This is a genomic window from Candidatus Doudnabacteria bacterium, assembly GCA_037200925.1.
Classification (GTDB): domain Bacteria; phylum Patescibacteriota; class Doudnabacteria; order UBA920; family O2-02-FULL-48-8; genus JBDTSL01.
Genome location: JBBCGO010000001.1, coordinates 622,541 through 638,912, shown reverse-complemented (window position 1 = coordinate 638,912; position 16,372 = coordinate 622,541). Strand labels below are relative to the sequence as shown.

At 47.7% G+C, this 16,372-nt stretch carries 17 protein-coding genes and 2 tRNA genes; 10 read left to right on the top strand and 9 right to left on the bottom strand.

Annotated elements, in window-relative coordinates; genetic code table 11:
- Window positions 1-190: 190 nt before the first annotated feature.
- Together WDN47_03670 and WDN47_03665 are read right to left on the bottom strand one after the other, a co-directional pair.
- A tRNA-Leu gene (locus WDN47_03670) sits at window positions 191-277 on the bottom strand.
- A 5-nt stretch (window positions 278-282) separates the two neighbouring features.
- Window positions 283-356: transfer RNA gene (locus WDN47_03665), tRNA-Cys, on the bottom strand.
- A gap of 257 nt (window positions 357-613) precedes the next feature.
- Between WDN47_03665 and WDN47_03660 the strand changes: the two genes are divergently transcribed.
- The gene (locus WDN47_03660) at window positions 614-1,297 is read left to right on the top strand and encodes a hypothetical protein (GenBank protein MEJ0021654.1); all 684 of its coding nucleotides are present in this window, start codon (window positions 614-616) and stop codon (window positions 1,295-1,297) included.
- Window positions 1,298-1,308: 11 nt separating this feature from the next.
- Here WDN47_03660 and WDN47_03655 read toward each other — a convergent pair whose 3' ends face one another.
- A complete protein-coding gene (locus WDN47_03655) occupies window positions 1,309-2,454 on the bottom strand; it encodes a S1 RNA-binding domain-containing protein (GenBank protein MEJ0021653.1) in 1,146 nt (381 codons plus the stop codon).
- Window positions 2,455-2,661: 207 nt separating this feature from the next.
- On the opposite strand from WDN47_03655, the gene WDN47_03650 reads away from it, so the two are divergent.
- From WDN47_03650 to ruvC, 6 genes are all read left to right on the top strand, one after another.
- Window positions 2,662-3,291, top strand: a complete 630-nt coding sequence (locus WDN47_03650) for an MBL fold metallo-hydrolase (GenBank protein MEJ0021652.1) — start codon at window positions 2,662-2,664, stop codon at window positions 3,289-3,291.
- The gene (locus WDN47_03645) at window positions 3,288-3,848 is read left to right on the top strand and encodes a hypothetical protein (protein ID MEJ0021651.1); all 561 of its coding nucleotides are present in this window, start codon (window positions 3,288-3,290) and stop codon (window positions 3,846-3,848) included. The genes WDN47_03650 and WDN47_03645 overlap by 4 nt, the downstream gene beginning before the upstream one ends.
- Window positions 3,849-3,853: 5 nt before the next feature.
- Entirely contained in the window at window positions 3,854-4,141 is a 288-nt protein-coding gene (locus WDN47_03640) for a DNA gyrase subunit A (protein MEJ0021650.1), read from the top strand.
- The gene (gyrA, locus tag WDN47_03635) at window positions 4,059-6,320 is read left to right on the top strand and encodes a DNA gyrase subunit A (protein MEJ0021649.1); all 2,262 of its coding nucleotides are present in this window, start codon (window positions 4,059-4,061) and stop codon (window positions 6,318-6,320) included. The genes WDN47_03640 and gyrA overlap by 83 nt, the downstream gene beginning before the upstream one ends.
- Before the next feature lie 91 nt (window positions 6,321-6,411).
- Window positions 6,412-7,128, top strand: a complete 717-nt coding sequence (locus WDN47_03630) for a YebC/PmpR family DNA-binding transcriptional regulator (protein MEJ0021648.1) — start codon at window positions 6,412-6,414, stop codon at window positions 7,126-7,128.
- Window positions 7,125-7,598 (top strand): crossover junction endodeoxyribonuclease RuvC, encoded by a 474-nt coding sequence (gene ruvC / locus WDN47_03625; protein MEJ0021647.1) that lies wholly within the window; start codon window positions 7,125-7,127, stop codon window positions 7,596-7,598. The genes WDN47_03630 and ruvC overlap by 4 nt, the downstream gene beginning before the upstream one ends.
- 54 nt (window positions 7,599-7,652) lie before the next feature.
- On the opposite strand, the gene tyrS is transcribed toward ruvC, so the two are convergent.
- On the bottom strand, window positions 7,653-8,822 hold the full coding sequence (gene tyrS / locus WDN47_03620) for a tyrosine--tRNA ligase (protein MEJ0021646.1): 1,170 nt from the start codon (window positions 8,820-8,822) through the stop codon (window positions 7,653-7,655).
- 59 nt (window positions 8,823-8,881) lie between these two features.
- On the opposite strand from tyrS, the gene WDN47_03615 reads away from it, so the two are divergent.
- Together WDN47_03615 and WDN47_03610 are read left to right on the top strand one after the other, a co-directional pair.
- Window positions 8,882-11,452, top strand: a complete 2,571-nt coding sequence (locus WDN47_03615; GenBank protein ID MEJ0021645.1) for a PBP1A family penicillin-binding protein — start codon at window positions 8,882-8,884, stop codon at window positions 11,450-11,452.
- Window positions 11,449-12,585 carry an O-antigen ligase family protein gene (locus WDN47_03610; GenBank protein MEJ0021644.1) on the top strand — a complete coding sequence of 379 codons (1,137 nt, stop codon included), beginning with the start codon at window positions 11,449-11,451 and terminating at the stop codon, window positions 12,583-12,585. Before WDN47_03615 ends, WDN47_03610 begins: the two co-directional genes overlap by 4 nt.
- Here WDN47_03610 and WDN47_03605 read toward each other — a convergent pair.
- From WDN47_03605 to rpmH, 5 genes are read right to left on the bottom strand one after another with little or no spacing between them, the layout of a single operon-like run.
- Entirely contained in the window at window positions 12,582-13,082 is a 501-nt protein-coding gene (locus tag WDN47_03605; GenBank protein ID MEJ0021643.1) for a R3H domain-containing nucleic acid-binding protein, read from the bottom strand. The genes WDN47_03610 and WDN47_03605 overlap by 4 nt on opposite strands.
- Window positions 13,069-13,782: a YidC/Oxa1 family membrane protein insertase gene (locus WDN47_03600; GenBank protein ID MEJ0021642.1), complete on the bottom strand. Its 714-nt coding sequence runs from the start codon at window positions 13,780-13,782 to the stop codon at window positions 13,069-13,071. Before WDN47_03600 ends, WDN47_03605 begins: the two co-directional genes overlap by 14 nt.
- A gap of 3 nt (window positions 13,783-13,785) precedes the next feature.
- On the bottom strand, window positions 13,786-14,043 hold the full coding sequence (gene yidD, locus WDN47_03595) for a membrane protein insertion efficiency factor YidD (GenBank protein ID MEJ0021641.1): 258 nt from the start codon (window positions 14,041-14,043) through the stop codon (window positions 13,786-13,788).
- Complete coding sequence (gene rnpA, locus WDN47_03590; protein ID MEJ0021640.1) at window positions 14,031-14,372, bottom strand: ribonuclease P protein component; 342 nt, start codon at window positions 14,370-14,372, stop codon at window positions 14,031-14,033. Before rnpA ends, yidD begins: the two co-directional genes overlap by 13 nt.
- Complete coding sequence (gene rpmH / locus WDN47_03585; GenBank protein MEJ0021639.1) at window positions 14,373-14,507, bottom strand: 50S ribosomal protein L34; 135 nt, start codon at window positions 14,505-14,507, stop codon at window positions 14,373-14,375.
- A 327-nt stretch (window positions 14,508-14,834) separates the two neighbouring features.
- Between rpmH and dnaA the strand changes: the two genes are divergently transcribed.
- Window positions 14,835-16,172, top strand: coding sequence for a chromosomal replication initiator protein DnaA (gene dnaA, locus WDN47_03580; protein MEJ0021638.1), 1,338 nt, complete (start codon window positions 14,835-14,837; stop codon window positions 16,170-16,172).
- The last annotated feature ends 200 nt before the right edge of the window (window positions 16,173-16,372 follow it).

The following is a 16,372-nucleotide window of genomic DNA, read 5'->3' as shown; positions in this document are numbered from 1 at the left end:
TGTCCGGGGCAGCGCCGAATGCTGCGCTTGCTCGCATTCGTCGACGTTCAGCTTCGCTTCACTTCTGCCCTTCGATTCCGATTTCTGGTGCCTGGGGAGGGAATCTGTCCGGGGCAGCGCCGAATGCTGCGCTTGCTCGCATTCGTCGACGTTCAGCTTCGCTTCACTTCTGCCCTTCGATTCCGATTTCTGGTGCCTGGGGAGGGAATCGAACCCTCAATCCCTTGCGGGCCTGGGATTTTAAGTCCCATGCGTATGCCAGTTCCGCCACCCAGGCTTTATTGGAGGCGTCAACCGGAGTTGAACCGGTGTAAAAGGTTTTGCAGACCTCTGCCTAACCGCTCGGCCATGACGCCTCGTCGCAGTCTGGTAGACACTTCGCGATTTGCTTCGCAAATACGCTACGGTCTACAGCTGCTTCTCTCGAAAAAACTGTTCTCGGCGCCTTTGCGCCTGCGACTCAGTTTTTTCGTGAATTAATAATATTATAGCTTTTTTTAGTCTTTTTTTAAAGACTAATAAATTACCCCACAAACAATCCACATGCTAAGATTGACCATTGGACATAATTCTGATATGGTTGCTTATGTGAATTTGGTATCCTAAATTTCCCATGGATCTTGATATAATCTTTAAAATAAAATTTCCCCAGCTGAAAGCAAGCTTCACTACACTTGCCCTGAAACATAAACTGGTCCTGATCGTTCTTTTGGTCAGCCTGTCCACAACCGTTATCCCCCACGTAACCTATGCTGCAGACACCAAAGTCAATCAGCCGGACATAGGACCCTTACTGGTGTTTGATCTGTCCGATGCCAGCTTCAATGATTATCTGGATATGCGCTCCCTGGAACTGAGCGATCAATATTACCAGGCGCAGATACGCCAGCAGGCGATGAGACAGCAGGAGCTCACATCCAAAGTCCGGACATATCTTCAGGAGCAAAGATCTCCCTTGGCCGAATATGCCTCAACCTTGGTCACACTCCGCAACTGGAAACAGATCGTGGCGCTGTCCAACGCCGAAAGCTCCATGTGCCTGCATTACCATATTGATACATCCAACTGCTGGGGGGTCGGGGGAACAAGCCCTTGGAACATGGGCACGAACCTTGGCGATGGAGTGATCACCATGAATCATTTTTTAAACAAATATCCTTTGCACTCGCCGATCAAATATGCGCAGATGAGCTTTGAACAAATGAACGGACTATACAAGCAGCCGCCGGCAGATCATTGGGTGGCCAACAACAGGACTGTCTACGATGATCTGGTCTCAATAGAAAATAATTTATGAAAAAACCGCCGTTAGGCGGTTTTTTCTTCTTTAACTTCAGGTGCTTCAGCAGGGGATGCGACTGCGCGGAGCGACAAGCCCAGACGGTGTTCCTGCGGTTCAATAGAGATTATCTTGAATTCCATCTCTTGGCCGACCTTCACTAATTCTGACGGGTCTTTGACTTCTTCATTGGAAAGCTCCACGGAGTGGACCAGACCGTAAATATCCGGGTCCAGCTCCACGAAAGCCCCGAATGACATGACTTTCGTGACCTTGCCGAGGACAATCTGCCCGACCTGGTATTTTTTTATTGATTCCGCCCACGGGTCAGGCTGCAGGCGCTTGATGGACAGGGAGATGCGGTCGCGGTCAATGGAAATGACCTGGGCTTGCACTTTCTGGCCGACGCGGAACAGGTCTTTCGGATGGTCAATTCGGGTCCAGGCCAGTTCGGAAATATGGACCAGGCCTTCCAGGCCTTCGCCGAACTTTAAGAATATCCCAAAGTCCACAATGCCGGAAACTTCGCCTTCCACTATGGCTCCCAATTGCAGTTTACCGATCTTGGAGCGCAGTTCTTCTTCACTGACCGCTTTTTCCGAGACTATCAATTTTTCATCCGCAGGATCGGCAGTGATGATCTGCACGTCAAAAATTTTGCCGACATAACTTTTGAGTACGCCCAGGATCTTATTCTTATCGCCTTCTTCCACGCGCGGATAATGTTCCGATGAAAGCTGGGAAACCGGCAAGAAACCGATGACGCCATTAACCTCCACCATCAGCCCGCCTTTGTTGGCTTCCAGGATCTTGGTCTTGATCACTTCGCGCGATTTTAAGCGCTCCTGCAAAGTCTGCCAGACGCGTTCCTGGCCGGCTGCCCGGAATGACAATTCAATATTGCCGTCTTTGTTCTCCGGTTCTATCACCGAAGCGATGACCTGATCGCCGATCTTGAGGGAGCTGGCTCTGACGGATTCGTCAAAAAGCTCTCGTCCCCGCACCACGCCTAAGCCTATCCCGTCAATGTCCACAAAAACTTCATTTTTGCCTACTGACAAAACTTTTGCTTCCAGGACATCGCCAACTTTGGGAACCTTGATATCCACGCCTTCCTGGGCCAAAAGCTCCTGCATGGTCTTGGGATCTGCCGTGAAGGTTGCTGTATTTGCCATGATAATTTTGTTGGTGTTAAACCATTCGATGCTACGACGATTTAACCCTTTCTTAGCCTTACGATTATAAGCCAAATCCGGGCAAAAATCAAGGGCTTTTAGGGCTTCCAAAAATGTCTAAAATTTGCTAAAATAATAGAGGATTTAAAGGCTCATTTGAGTGCCTTTTTATTCCAATTTCTATATTCCAAATTATATCTTCTATCTATGACCATATCTTGGTTTGGGCTTTCCAGCTTTAAAATCACAGGCCGTGAAATCACCATTATTACAGATCCGTTCGGCAAAGCCACTGGACTCACCGCTGTGCGGGGAGCGGCTGATGTTGTCATTTGCACAAATCCCGAGCTTGACTGGTGCAATAATTTTTCATCCATCTCCGGCAATCCTTTTATGATCGACGGTCCGGGGGAATACGATATTAAAGACGCGTTTGTGATCGGCACCGAAGCTGAGAACAAGGAACTTGGCAAGAATACGATCTACAGCATAGAGGTTGAAGGGATCAGGATCGCTTTTTTAGGGCCGATCAAGCAAGCTTCGCTGACTGACGAGCAAAAAGAAACGCTCGAAGGCTCAGACATTGTCTTGGTCCCGGTCGGCGGCAAGCAGATCCTGGACTATGAGAATGCCACGAAGATCGCCACCCAGCTTGAGCCGTTCATTATCATTCCGCACAGCTATAAAACTGCGGGGCTTACATTAAACCTTGATAAGCTGGATAAGTTTCTGCAGGAAATGGGCGGCAAGCACACCGAGGAAGAAAAACTGACCCTGAAGAAAAAAGATCTGACAGGCGAGCAAACCCAACTGATCATTTTAACGCCGCAAAGATGACTGCTCAAGATTTTTTAACCAAACTGCAAAAACAACCGTACAATACCCGGGTAAAAATCCTCTGGGGGAGCGTGGTTGTCGCGGCCATAATCTTATTCGGGCTGTGGGTCCTGACCCTTAGGTCAAGCATAAAACATCTGGATACCAGCGATCTGCTGAAATCGCCCAGCACGGCAGGTGCAAATTCAACCAAAGTTAATTACGCCGCGGTGGAACGGGTCGATACCGGTTCCGGTAACCTGAAAATATTCTTTAATTTTAATAACACAACTGACGACATTTTGAACGTCTCGTCCCTGAGCAACATAAGCCTGACCGCCAATGGCGCATCAATCGCACCCAGCCAGATGACGGACAGACAGGGCAAGCCGTTCGTGCAAAAAATTCTTTCACACACTCAGAACTTCGGAATTTTGGTCTTTCCAAAAATTGATGGCGCTTCGGCCCAGCTTACTTTTGACCAAATGTTTTTTGAAGGCTCTCCCGATCAGATCTTAAGCCAAAAACTTGATCTGGATCTGAAAAAACTGGGAAAACCGAATAACCTAAGGAACTAATCTATATGGCCAAACCTAACGAACCTGCAGCCATTGATAAAAATATAGGGCAGATCAACCCCCGGTCCATTGAACGGGAAATGGAGGAGTCATATTTGGATTACGCCATGAGCGTGATCGTCCAGCGAGCCCTGCCGGATGTGCGCGACGGGCTCAAACCTGTGCACCGAAGGATCCTTTACGCCATGTCAGAGCTCGGCCTTCGCTCCAATGCCAAATTCCGAAAATCCGCAGCTGTGGTCGGAGAAGTGCTGGCCAAATACCACCCCCCACGGCGATGCCGCGGTCTATGATTCCATGGCTCGCATGGCCCAAGAATTCGCCATGCGGTACCCGCTGGTGAACGGGCAGGGTAACTTCGGCTCCATGGACGGCGATGCGCCGGCCGCAATGCGCTATACCGAGGCCCGCATGATGGCGCTGGCCGAAGAAATGCTGACCGATTTGGATAAAGAAACCGTGGATTGGATGGACAACTACGACGCCACAAGGCAGGAGCCAAAAGTCCTGCCAGCCAAAGCGCCGAACCTCCTGCTTAACGGCACTCTGGGAATTGCGGTCGGCATGGCGACTAACATTCCGCCGCATAATCTGGGCGAGGTTGTGGATGCCACGGTCAAGCTCATTGATGAGCCGTCTGCCACCACGGAAGATCTGCTGGAATTCGTGAAAGGTCCGGATTTTCCCACCGGCGGATTTATTTATGACTGGAACACGATCAAGCAGGTTTACGCCACGGGCAAAGGACCGGTTGTCATGCGCGCCCGCACCGAGATCGTGGAAGAAAAAGGTCAGCACAAGATCATCATCAACGAGATCCCGTATCAGGTGAACAAGGCAACTCTCTTGGAACAGTTCGCGGAGCTGGTCAAGGATAAAAAGATAGAGGGCATCAAAGATCTGCGCGATGAATCAGACAAAGACGGCGTGCGGATCGTCATTGAATTGAAAAAAGAAGGCCTGCCGAATAAAATCCTGAATCAGCTGTTCAAATATTCTTCCTTGCAGGATACTTTCCACGTCAACATGCTGGCGCTGGTGGACGGGATCGAGCCGCAGGTTTTGAACCTGAAAAATATTCTGGAATATTACATCAAGCACCGAGTCCAGATCATCACGCGCAGAACAGTTTTCGATCTTAATCGCGCCAAAGAACGCGCACACATCCTGGAAGGCTTGAAGATCGCTCTGGACCACATTGACGCGGTCATCCAAATCATCAGAAAATCTGATACCACGGAAGAGGCTCATGCGGCTTTGATAAGCAAATTTAAATTATCAGACAAACAAGCTGCAGCCATTTTATTGATGCAGCTGCGGGCACTGGCCGGCCTGGAACGCAAAAAAGTTGACGATGAACTGAAAGAAAAACGCAAACTGATCGAAGAGCTGGAACTGCTTCTGAAAAGTGAAAAGAAGATCCGCGGCGTGGTGAAAACCGAACTGCTGGAACTGAAAGACAAATACAATAATCCGCGCAAAACGACCCTGGTCAAGCAGCCGATCGGCGAGTTCAAAGTCGAAGATCTGATTCCGGAACAGCAGGCCATTGTCATCATCACCAAATCAGGCTACGTCAAACGTTTGCCGCCTGACACTTACAAAACCCAGGGCCGCGGCGGCAAAGGCGTCATCGGCATGACCACCAAGGAAGAGGACGTGGTCGAATGGATCAACACGACCAATACTCATGATGATATCCTGTTCTTCACCAACAAAGGCCGCGTGTTCCAGACCAAAGTTTACGAACTGCCGGAAGCTTCCCGTGTGGCCAGAGGTCAGGCCTTGGTCAATTTCCTGGAACTGCCGACCGACGAATTGGTCTCTTCAGTGCTGACCTTATCAAAAAAGATCCCGGCCAAGTTCCTGGTGCTGGCGACCAAAAAAGGCTTGATCAAAAAAACAGCTATTGAAGAGTTTGCCAAGGTCAGACGCTCGGGTCTCATCGCGATCAAGATCAAAACAGGGGACGAACTGCGCTGGGTCAAATATTCTGCAGGTGATGATGACGTTATCCTTTCTACTTCCAACGGCCAAGCAATCCGATTTGATGAAAAAGATGTCCGCGCCATGGGCCGCACTGCCGCAGGCGTCAAAGGCATGCGATTGAAAAAAGACGATGTCCTGATCAGCATGGATCTGGTATCCAAGAAAAATAACATTGATAATGTGCAGCTTTTGATCGTCACGGAAAACGGTTTGGGCAAAAAGACCGATCTGAAGTTCTACAAAAAACAGCATCGCGGCGGCTCCGGCATCAAGACTTTGAAAGTCACGCCCAAAACCGGCAAGATCGTATCCTTACATGTGGTGGACAAATCCGAAGAGCACGACCTGGTCGTCATCAGTAAGCTCGGCCAAACCCTGCGCACGCCTCTGGCCAAGATCTCAACCCTGGGCCGCGCTACGCAAGGCGTAAGAATCATGACCCTAGATGCAGGAGATAAAGTTGCGACTACGACATTGATATAAAAAAACTAACCGCTTCGAAAGAAGCGGTTTTGTTTTGCTTAAGACTTTAATCATGAGCATGCTACTGAGCAAATTTTGTTATAATGCTTATATGTCAGGACACAGCAAGTGGGCGACAATCAAACGAAGCAAAGGCGCGGCAGATGCCAAGCGCGGCACGCTTTTTACTAAGCTTGCCAAAAATATTTCCATTGCCGTCAAAACCGGCGGCGGCCCTGATCCGACCTTTAATTTTCAGTTGCGCATGGCAGTGGATAAAGCGAAAGAGTCCGGGATGCCGAAAGACAACATTGACCGATCGATCAAACGAGGCGCCGGCGAAGGCAAAGAAGCAATTGAACAGGTGACGTACGAAGGCTACGGGCCGGCAGGCTCGGCTTTTATAGTTGAGGCGGTGACTGACAATTCCAACCGCACTCTGCAGAGCATCCGCAATATTTTTTCCAAAAACGGCGGACGGATGGGGGAGCAGGGTTCTGTAGCCTGGATGTTCGAATCAAAAGGCGAGATCCTGATAGAAAAACAAGCGGGACTTGAGAATCTGTCTCTGGAGCTGATCGACCAAGGAGTCGAGGATGTTAAAGAAACGGAAGAAGGAATGGAAGTTTATACTTTGCCGCTGGACATTGAAAAAACAAAGAAATTCATTGAAAGCAAAAGGATCAAAGTACTTTCTAGTGAACTCGTCATGCGTCCGCAACAGCCCACTCAACTGCAGGAAGCTGATCAGACAAAAGTCCAAACCCTGATCGATGCGTTAAACGACGATGACGATGTAGTGGCGGTTCATTCAAACACAAACTTATGAAAATACTGGGAATTGATCCGGGGCTGGGAAGGACAGGATATGCACTGCTGGAGCAAACCGGCAATAATATTTCGCTGAAAGAAGTCGGCTGTATCACAACTACAATAGGAGATGCGGAATACCGGCGGCTTTTGGAGATCAAGCAGGACCTTTCGCAGCTGATCAAAAAATTTAAGCCTGACGCCGTCTGCGTGGAGTCTTTATTCTTTGCGGCTAATGTCAAAACTGCCATGATGGTATCGCAAGCGCGCGGGGTGATTCTTGCGACTTGTGCTGACCATAAGCTTAAAATCGTTGAAGTAACTCCACTGCAGGTCAAAATTGCATCCACGGGCTATGGCAAGGCGGACAAGCGCCAGGTCCACCGCATGATGCAAACGGTTCTGAAACTAAAAAAGATCCCAAAGCCGGATGACGCGGCTGATGCTGTTGCTATCGCTTGGGCCGGAATTGGACGAATGAAATATTAAAACGAAACCCCGAACTTGTTTCGGGGTATTTTATTTAAGATGCGATTTTTTATCTTATTTAATCCGGACAAATTTTCTTTTCCCGACTTGGATGATAGAACCGCTTGAAACTTTGGCTGATTCAGAAGCAATCTCATCATCCACCTTCACGCCTTTTTGCTCAATCAATCTTTTCGCCTCGCTTTTGCTGGCCGCAAGTTTGGTTTCAACCATAACATCTACAATATTTTTTGATCTCACGTGCATCTTCTCTATCGCCGAGGGTTTTTCTTTGTTTGAAAAAACTTTAGCCCACTCAGCAGAAGCTTTCTTGGCAACTTTGGCGCCATAGTACAAAGAAACTATCTCTTCAGCCAGCAATTTCTTGATATCACGAGGATTTGTTCCGGCTTTCAATTCTTTTTCCAGTTGTTTGACCTTATGCATAGAAAGACGGGTAGCGTATTCAAAGTACTTTATGATCAACTCATCGGCAATTGACATGACCTTGCCGAACATATCATTGGGTTCATCGGTCAGATTGATGACATTACCCCAAGACGATGACATTTTTCGGCCATCCGTGCCTTCCAGCAGATTCGTCATTAAAATATCCTGCGGCGCCTGTCCGTAAGTCGGCTGAATCGTCCGTCCGGCCAGCAAATTAAACCTCTGATCAGTGCCACCCAGTTCCACATCGGCTTTAATTGCAACAGAATCGTATCCTTGCATCAAAGGATAGAGGATTTCACGCAAGGAAACTCTTTTACCGGCTTTCATTCGTTTTGAAATAACCTCTCGAGCTTCAAATTCATGCAATCCAAAAAGATCGGCCATTTTTCCGATTTCATGGAAGCCCAATTTCTTTAACCACTCGGAATTGTAATGTGTCTCAGTTTTCTTCGGGTCCAGAATCTTGAAAGCTTGTTCCAAATAAGTTTTCATATTGGCTCGAACAGCAACTTCGGTCATCATTGGGCGTTCCGAATCTTTATCAGACGTATCTCCGATCAAACCCGTAAAATCTCCGACTATTAACACTACCTGATGGCCCAGATCCTGGAACTGGCGCAATTTCCAAAGCACCACTGCGCGGCCAATATGAAGGTTTGGACTTGTCGGATCGATACCGAGCTTCACGCGTAATTTTTTGGAAGACTTAAGTGCGGTTTCCAGATGCTTGCGGTCGATCGTCTCGGAAACTGCCCGATTCAATAATTCATCAGCTGCTTGATTTTTATCCATGAGCATTATTTAGTGCATTCCAATTATATCAGTTTTTTGGTACAATGAGTAGGCATTTTATGGTTTACCTAAACTATTCCAAATGGAACAGGAATCAAAAGCCAAGCTTCAAAAAAGTTTGGGACGGCCTCTTAAGTTATCCCAAATTTTTGATATATAAATTCCGCACGGAAAAAAACTTCCGGCACAAGATCTTCCAGACACTCATCTACACGGGAGCGGTTCTTTTATTGCTCGTAAGCTTGGCCTTTGCGACGATCTCTTTAAGCCTTCCTGACCCGAATAAGCTAAACAGCCGGATCGTGGCGCAATCAACCAAGATCTACGCGCGCGACGGCACGACCCTGCTTTATGAAATTCACGGCGAGGTCAAGCGGACGTTGCTGGATTGGAACGACATTCCGGACAATGTCAAACAGGCCACGATCGCCATTGAGGACAAAAATTTTTATAAAAACCCGGGCGTCAGCTGGACCGGCATCATCCGATCGGTCTGGGTCGACCTGACTTCCGGCAGCTTAAGCCAGGGCGGATCAACTATTACGCAGCAGTTTGTGCGTAACGCGATATTAACGCGCGAAAAAACGATAACGCGCAAATTCAAAGAGATCCTTTTGGCCATTGAGCTGGATCAAATATATTCCAAAGACGACATTCTGAAACTTTATCTGAATGAAATTCCTTACGGCCAGAACGCCTACGGCATCGAGGCGGCGGCGCAAACTTACTTTGGCAAGCACGCGCATGATCTGGACTTAGCGCAAGCCGCTTATCTGGCGGCTCTCCCCCAAGCTCCGACCTACTATAGCGCCCACCGAGACGCGCTGGAAGCCAGAAAAAATACGATCTTGGATCAGATGTTTGACCAAGGATATATCACGAAAGATCAGCGCGACTCCGCAAAAAACGAAAAAGTTGCTTTTACCGGAGTGAGGGACGCGATCCTGGCTCCGCATTTTGTCCTTTACGTGGAATCTCAACTTGCCCAAAAATACGGAGAGACGACGCTTGAGGAAGGCGGCCTGAAGGTTGTAACGACCTTGGATTGGAACTTGCAACAGACTGCCGAACAGGCGGTCGAAGATGGCGTGGCCAAAAATGAAAAAAATAACGACAAGGCTTCCAATGCCGCGCTCGTGGCCGTAGATCCTAAAACCAATCAGATCTTGGCCATGGTCGGATCTCGAGATTATTTTAAACCTGATTGCGATTTCTGCCAGGTCAACGTCGCGCTTGCTCCGGAACAGCCCGGCTCATCGATCAAGCCTTACGTCTATGCTACAGCCTTTAAACAAGGCATGAGCCCGGCCACAATGCTCATGGATGTCAAAACCAACTTCGGCACTTACGGAAACAAAGATTATATTCCCACCAATTACGACGGGCAGGACCATGGCATAGTCAACATCCGCAAAGCCATGGCCGGATCATTGAACGTGCCGGCGGTCAAAACTTTGGCCTTGGTCGGGGTGCAGTCTGCAATTGATACCGCCAAAGACATGGGTATTACATCTGATATTAGCGCGGACCGCTGCGGTTTATCCTTGGTTCTGGGCGGATGCGAAGTGACGCTGCTTGACCACACTTCAGCCATGTCGGTATTCGCCGATGGAGGAGTAAAACATGACCAAACTTCCATTCTGAGCGTTACCGACAGCAGCGGGAAGGTTTTGGAACAATACAAAGACAATCCCGGCCAGCAGGTTTTGGACCCGCAGATCGCGTATCAGATCGTCAGCATCATGACCGATAATGACGCACGTACCTTTGTTTTCGGCGCCAAATCGCCCCTGATCCTGCCTGACCGCGTGGTGGCTGCCAAAACAGGAACAACCCAGGCCTGGCGCGACGGCTGGACCCTTGGATTTACCCCATCCCTGGCAGCCGGCGTCTGGGTCGGCAACAATGATTACACTCCCATGAAGCAAGGGGCTGACGGCGTAGTGGTTGCCGCGCCCATCTGGAACCAGTTCATGCGCAATGCCCTGAAAGGCACGCCGCCGGAACAATTCGCCGAGCCTTCCGGCATCCAGCATATTATGGTTGACTCAGTCTCCGGCAAACTGCCGACCCAATACACTCTTTCTACAAAATCCGAGGTCTTCACGAGCTTTGCTTTGCCTACTGCTTTTGATGATGTGCATGTGCCGGTCCAGATCAACAAACTGAACGGCAAGCTGGCCACCAGTCAAACTCCGCCTGAGGATCTGGAAACAAAAGTTTTCACCGTGCTCCATTCTGAAATGCCGAATAACCCGGCCTGGGAAACGCCGGTCGAGCTCTGGGCTACGACTAACGGGTACGAGTATCCTCCGACTGAGTTTGATGACGGCTCAGCAGGCGCTGTGCCCACAAGCAGCCAAAACATAAACATCATCAGCCCTTCCGGCAATCAAGAAATTACCAGCCTGCCTTTTGTCGTGCAAGTGGGTCTAAACGGCATTACTCCCGATGCCGTAGATATTTCTTTGGATAACGTGGACCTGGGCACGAAAAATTCGGCGCCTTATAATTTTACCGTCACCGGTGTTAAAAATGGCTGGCAGACCCTGACTGCGAAAGCACATCTTCCTAACGGCGGAACTGTTCAAAACAGCATCCGCCTCAATATCAACGTCAATTCGCAATGATATATCTATTAAGTCTTATTCTGGCGCTGCTGCCGGCGTACTTGATCCGGTTAAAATTATTCGGCCTCCCAACCACTTTTCTGGAATTATTGATCGTGGTTTTTTTGTTTGGAACTGTGGTCAGTCGATTAATTGGCTCAAAAAAGCTGATGAATCAACTGGCTTCTATTAAACGATTAGGAAAGATCAACTATGCTATTGGATTGTTCGTCCTCGCCGGAATTATTTCCACGATCATCTCGCCGGAAAAACTGCCGGCTTTGGGCCAGTTGAAAGCTTTTATCATAGAGCCGGTGCTGGTCTTCTATGCCGCGGTTCTAATTATTGATTCAAAAGAAAAATTGGCAACAGTTTTACGCTGGCTGTTTTTGTCCGCAGGCTTGATCTCCCTGTTTGGGATAATCCAATATTTTACTTATATCCATTTGCCTCTGCGGTTTTGGGGGACAGGGGACGAAGTTGAGCGCATCACATCGGTTTTTGATTACCCCAATGCCCTGGCCTTATACTTGGCGCCCTTGATCGGTTTTTATTTTACTCTTTGGCTCAAGCGCTACGATTTAGGTCTGAAAAAATGGCTGCCAACAGGTTTGATAATTATGGGACTGGGGCTTTTGCTGACTTTCTCCCGCGGCGCTTGGTTTGCTGTTGCGCTTGTAGCTTTGGTCTTGTTGGCAAGAAAATACGGCCTGAAAAAAGTCCTGCCGGCCGTGGTGATCGCCGGGTTGATTTTATTTTTCATTCCCGCGATCAACCAGCGCATTCGGTTGGGCCTTGCCGACCCTTCCAGCAGCGCGCACCTTGATCTGATCCGCCTGAGCTGGCAAAAAATCATGCAAAATCCGATCTTGGGCAACGGCTTAGGCGGCTTTGCGATCCTAAATCAGGGAGTAAGTTATCCGCACAACATATTCTTTAACTTCTGGCTGGAGATGGGCCTGTTGGGATTGATAAGTTTTGGAGCTGTCTGCGTTTTTGTTTTCAAACAATATAAAATACACCCGAATGCGCTCACGCTTGCTTCGGGTGTATTTATCACGGTTGTGATCTTACACGGATTGGTGGATGTTCCTTATTTTAAGAATGATTTATCCGTATTATTTTGGTTCATGGTAGCGGCAGCGCATATTTAGGAATTCTCAATAAAATTGAAACCGTCGTCAGCGGTCTTGGGCCGCTGTTTATTTTTGATCACAAGTTTGCGGTTAGGTTCTTTCCCCACGCTCTCTGATGAAATATCGGAAAATAATGACAAATAGTTATGGATGACTCTTCGCTCATAAGACGGCATTGGCTCAAGCGACACGGGTTTTCGGGTCTGGCGGACATGATGTGCTGCCTTGCGGGCCAGCTCTTTCAGATAAATGACCCGCTTATCTTTATAATCATCCACGTCCAGCGCAAAAGTAAAGAGGTCATCGTCAGTTTGCTTGCGAAAGATTATGCGGACAATATATTGCAAAGCTTCCATATTCGCCCCCTGTTTGCCGATCAGAAGCTGTGCATCGCGCGTCTTGATATTAAAAACCGTACGCCCTTCTTCCTGTCGCTCAAAAACCTGCGCATCATAATCCATGCGCTTTAACAGTTCAAGAATAATATTTTTCAACGTTTCGTTACTGGGCTGCATTTAAGGCTCCTTTTGCTTCTTTTCTCAGAATATAATACTGCTGTCCGATCCCAAACAGCGTCGTCACCACCCAATAAAGCGTCAGCCCGGCCGGGAACCTGATGCCCAGCAGGATCGTAACTGCCGGTAAAAAATACATGGTTTGATATGCCAGCATTCTGGCCGTTGGGTCGTCGGATCGGGTTTTGGGCAACATTAAGCGGCTTTGGAAATACTGCAGGATCCCGGCCAGGAAGGCCATCACCACATTCGTATGCGCCAAATTTAAAAAGTGAAGGAAGATCGGATTAATGCTTTGGGGGGCATGAACAAAACTGTACAGACCGACCAGGGTTTTTCCGCTTAAGCTTTTAATAAAAACCTGATATAACGCGATCAAGATCGGGAGCTGGATCAAAAGCGGCAGACAGGAGCTGAGCGGGTTGACCTTGTGGACCTGGTAAAGCTCCATTGTGGCTTTGGCCTGCGCTTCCTTGTCGTCCTTATATTTCTCCTTGATCTCATTCATTTTTGGCTGCAGTTCCGCCAAAGCCTTCTGCTGCTTCAGTGATTTATGGAATGAAGGGAGAAGCACCAAGCGGATGAGCACGGTCAAAAGAATTATTACTACGCCAATGTCAGGGATATAGTGGTAGAAAAAAACCAGCAAATTCAGCAGCGGGTAGACTAAAAGTGAATTGAAAATATGCCCGATATTCATAAATTAAGGAAGATTGATCCCGCCGAGAGCACCCGGACGGCAACTGATTATTCGGCGGATTATTTTAGGCAAGCCGATGATTCCCTGTTGTTTCAAAACAGCATCCGCATAGGCTGAACAGGACGGATAGAATTTACAGTAGCCGTAAGGAAACAGCTTGCTGATAAAACCATGGTCCGGAGAAATGGTTTTTTGGTAACCCCAGATCAAAAACCGTAGTGGCCAGGCTAATATGCGGCTGATTAACTTTAGGGTTTCCATAAACGTGCTTTGATAAAGATTAGCTTGATCTCTTGCTCCAGATCGGCGAATTTTTTCTGAAGCAATTGCGGCCGCGGGAAGAACAGAACGTCAACTGCCTGAAGATTTGATGCTGATTTGAGCAATGCGTTTTTGATCCGGCGCTTGATCAAATTTCTGTGAACCGCTTTGGGCACAAGTTTTTTGGGGATAATAAAACCAAAACGGGGGGTGTTTTGGTCTGGGGATGAAGAGCGGACCCTTATCTTCAGGTTCGTTGACTGATATGACTTGCTGTTCCGAAATCCTTCAAAGTCCTGCTCGCTTTTAAGCAAAGCCAGTTTTCCCATTTAAACCGTCAATTTCTTTCGGCCGCGAGCTCTTCGGCGCGACAGAACATTTCGGCCATTGCTTGTTCGCATCCTTTTTCTGAAGCCGTGTACCCGCTTGCGCCGCAGTTTTTTCGGTCGATATGTTGGTTGCATCGTCGTATCTCAAAATTTGTTCTTGGGAACGTCAGACATTCCTGCGATTCAAATTTTTTGTATTATTAACTTCATGATTATACTATATCAAGACTTTTTTGTCATCTGTTTTAACCTAAACGCCGGCTTTATACATTTAATACACGCATAATCCACATGATATTAACATGATAGCTTTTTTTTGGCTTAAATTAGCCAAAATTTTTATATTTACATGTTGATAACTTATCTGTTAGAATAAATCGTTGACATTTATATAAGCTATTAATTTAACAATTCAAAGTGTGGCCAAGGGACAAACAATCACTTTGAATTGAAAGCGACGCGATGACAAACCAACAGCTTTGGCAGGCAATACTGGGAAACTTGGAATTGACTTTAAGTAAGGCGAATTTCACAACTTGGTTCAAAAACACTTCGATCATTGAAAAAAGCGAATACGGAATAGTGGTAGGGGTGCCGAATGCGTTTACCAAAGAATGGCTTCAGAACAAATACCACCAAGATATAGTTAAAACCCTGAAAACCATCGCTCCCGAGATCAAAGAAGTTAAATACCAAATTGTCAGCCCTGTGTATTCTGCCCAGCCCGCGACCAAAGAAGTTGCCAGAACAGCGGCCGTGCCCAAACGGGCCGAGAATCAGACGCTTAATCCGAAATATACTTTCACCACTTTTATCGTCGGCTCAAACAATCAGCTCGCTCATGCTGCCAGCCTGGCCGTCAGCAGAAAACCGGGGAATATTTATAACCCGCTTTTTATTTATGGCGGGGTGGGTTTGGGGAAAACCCATCTGATGCAGGCGGTAGGCGCTGAGATCACCAAAAAAGACCCGAATGCCAAAGTTTTATACGTTACCTCCGAACGGTTCACCAATGAATTCGTCCAAGCTTTAGGCCAGGGCCGGGCTGACCAGTTTAAATCGCTTTATCGCAACGTGGACGTGCTTTTAGTGGATGATATCCAGTTTTTGGCCGGACGTGAAGGCACCCAAGAGGAGTTTTTCCATACTTTTAACGCTTTGCACCAAAATAACAGGCAAGTGGTCATGACCTCGGACCGTCTGCCCAAAGAAATACCGGCCATTGAAGAACGGCTGGTCTCCCGGTTCGAGTGGGGGATGATCGCAGATATCCAGGCCCCTGACCTGGAAACCCGCCTGGCCATCCTGAAGACCAAGGCCCGCGAAAAAAACTACAATGTTGACCCCGAGATCCTCAACTACATCGCGGAAACCATACAGAGCAACATCCGCGAACTGGAAGGCGCTCTAAACCGCCTCATGGTCTATTGCCAGCTGAATAACACCAGGCCGACGATTGAACAGGTCAAAAGCATTCTGGTAAACGTCATCACGCCGCCCAAAAAACGCGGAGTTTCCGCCAAAAAGATCATTGAGATCGTATCTGATTTTTACAATGTCACAACTGAAGATCTGCTGAAACAGTCGAGAAAAAAAGAATACGTCAATCCGCGGCAGATAGCCATGTATATCATCCGCAAAGAACTCGAAACCTCGCTGCCTTCCATCGGCGAATTTTTCGGCGGACGCGACCACACCACTGTTATTCACGCTATTGATAAGATCGAACGGATCATTAAGGAAAAAAGCGGATTGAAACAGGAGATAGAACTGATCCGCGACAGGCTTTATCTGGTATGATTTTTTGTTTACATCCTGTGGGCTAACTATTGGTTAAGTGTTGTGTGCCTGTCGGTAACTTTTCAGAAAATCTTTAAAACATTTTCTTATCAGGTGCTTGCCAACAGTTTAACTACAGGAAAAAAATTTAACGGTCAGCAAAAAACCTAATAAAACTTCGTTAAACAAACCTTACACACAAATCCACAGAATCTATTATC